Origin of the sequence: Aurantimonas sp. A3-2-R12 (assembly GCF_036016755.1) — a bacterium.
Lineage (GTDB): Bacteria > Pseudomonadota > Alphaproteobacteria > Rhizobiales > Rhizobiaceae > Aurantimonas > Aurantimonas coralicida_A.
This window is the reverse complement of the sequence record NZ_JAYXIH010000106.1, coordinates 1-1979: the sequence shown is the minus strand read 5'-3', so window position 1 is coordinate 1979 and position 1979 is coordinate 1. Positions and strand designations below refer to the sequence as shown.

2 protein-coding genes are annotated in these 1979 nt (G+C 64.1%); both read right to left on the bottom strand.

Translation table 11 applies throughout. From position 1 onward, the window contains the following. Nucleotides 1–109: 109 nt before the first annotated feature. Nucleotides 110–1177, bottom strand: a complete 1068-nt coding sequence (locus tag VSX60_RS22195; protein WP_327626406.1) for an alpha/beta hydrolase — start codon at nucleotides 1175–1177, stop codon at nucleotides 110–112. 172 nt (nucleotides 1178–1349) lie between these two features. Continuing rightward, the coding region (locus VSX60_RS22190; RefSeq protein ID WP_327626405.1) for a TetR/AcrR family transcriptional regulator at nucleotides 1350–1979 on the bottom strand (630 nt) is incomplete at its 5' end.

Here is a 1979-nt window from a genome sequence, read left to right as displayed (position 1 = left end):
GCGCCAGCAGGATTGGAAAGAGACGTTTCGTGAAGACCGGGATCGTCATTCCAGCGGCTCCGGTCTACTTGTGGTGAGGCGAGTTGAGGGCATCATCTGTCGGGCCACCTTACGGCCGGGGCGGCAGGAGAGTGGCGCTGATCGGCTCCAGCACGAAGGCGCCAGCCCGGGCGAGGCCGGTGCGTACGCCATTCTGCAACCGCGGAAACACCGTGACCAGCCCGACGAACCGGTTGTGGTTGGTTCCGTCGAGAGCCGAGACCTCGGATATGTCGATCAGCCGGATGTTGTTGGCGCCGGCGAGCGCCTGTACTTGCGGATCGTTGACGTCGCGGGTGCCGATCCGGTCGCGGGACCCGGCGATCCGGCTGGATGCCATCAAGGCGCGGTCGTCCTTGGAAACCAGCAGCGTCATAGGCGGGTCCAGAGGGCCGATGATCTCCATCTGGCGGCGAAAGACATCGATATCGATATCGGGGGCCGCAAGCACGACGCCGCTCAACCGATCAATGACCGCGTCCCGGCCGGTCAACCGGAGCTGGCGCAGAGCCTCCGCCGTGAGCCAAGCGCCCATGCTGTGCCCGAACACCGTGATCCTTCCGACCTTCGGATCATTCGCAATATCCGTCAGAACGCGAACGAGATCGTCACGCGAATAGGTGACGGCGTCCTTGTCGGCGACGTAACCCGCCACAGATGCCGCCGAAGGCCAGGCGAAGAGAACCGGCGTCTCCGTCAGCTTGCCGTCGACGGCGAGTTGCGCCAGCCTGAACAGCGATTCCTCGAAGCTGTAATTGTAGCCGTGGACGAAGATGACGACATCGCGCTTTCCTGCAAGGCCGCCGGTTCGGCGCGACGGCGCCTGGAATTCGAGCTTCGGCAGGATGGTCCGTTCCGTCACCGCGAAGCTTTGTTCCGGATCCGGCGCACCTTTCGGCCATTCGATCGCCGTCATCACATGATCCTTTGGAACGGAGACGGTGAAGCGCTCGAAGTTCAGTGTCGGAGAACGACCGGACGAATAGTTGCCGTTCGTCGTGTCACGCTGGCGCGTCGTGGCAACCTGGATGGTCACCTGCTCGACCGCCGTCGCGCTCGCCGGAACCACTGCGAGAACCTGCGGGCCGGGTCGCGACGCACAGCCGGTCGCCGTCAGAAAGGCCGCCAGCAGCAACATTGCGGTCCAAAGTGTCCCCGAGCCGCATCCCGGTGCCGAAGTCATGTCGCGACCGCTGCGATGCGGATACGGGCGAGGGGACATATGGTCATCATCCTTCCTCTTCCTTCCGCTGACCGCTGCCGGAAATCAGGCCCCCGAACAGGCCAGCGGCCGCCAACTCCGTTCCGCTTCATGTCGGCCGCTCGCTCTCGGTCGCGTCGACCGGAGGCGCGGCGAACAGCCCGATTTGAACCTCAAGGAGCCGAATACCTTCGTCGGCCAATTGAAAGGACCGGCCGCTCAGCGACCAACGGACCGCCAGTCCCTGAATAAGCCCGAGCACCAGATACGCGGCATCGTCGGGATCAAGATCCCGGCGGAACATCCGCTCGTCCTGGGCCTTGGCGATTTGGCCGGCGATTGCCGTGTGAAACCGGTTCATCAGGCCCAGCACCGACTTGCGCAGAAAATCGTTCTCCGCGTGGAGCTCCCTGGAAAAGAGGATCGCGGGAATCGCGGGTGTCGCCTGGATCAGCCGCAATTGGGCGCCGATCAAGCCACGCAAGCGATCGATCGGTGTGCCGCCACGATCAAGGACGGTTCGCCAGCCAGCGGCCATTTTGTCGGTGATCGTCGCCGCGACCGCTTCCCAGATCGCCTGTTTGGTCGGGAAATGCCGGAAGATACCTGGCTGAGTCAGCCCGACCGCGCGGGCGATCGCTTCGGTGGAGAGGCGGTCGGGGCCGAGCTCGTCCGCCAGCCGCAATGTCGCTTCCAAAATCTCGGCCTTGCGCTCGGGGGCGGGTTTTCGAACGGCCAT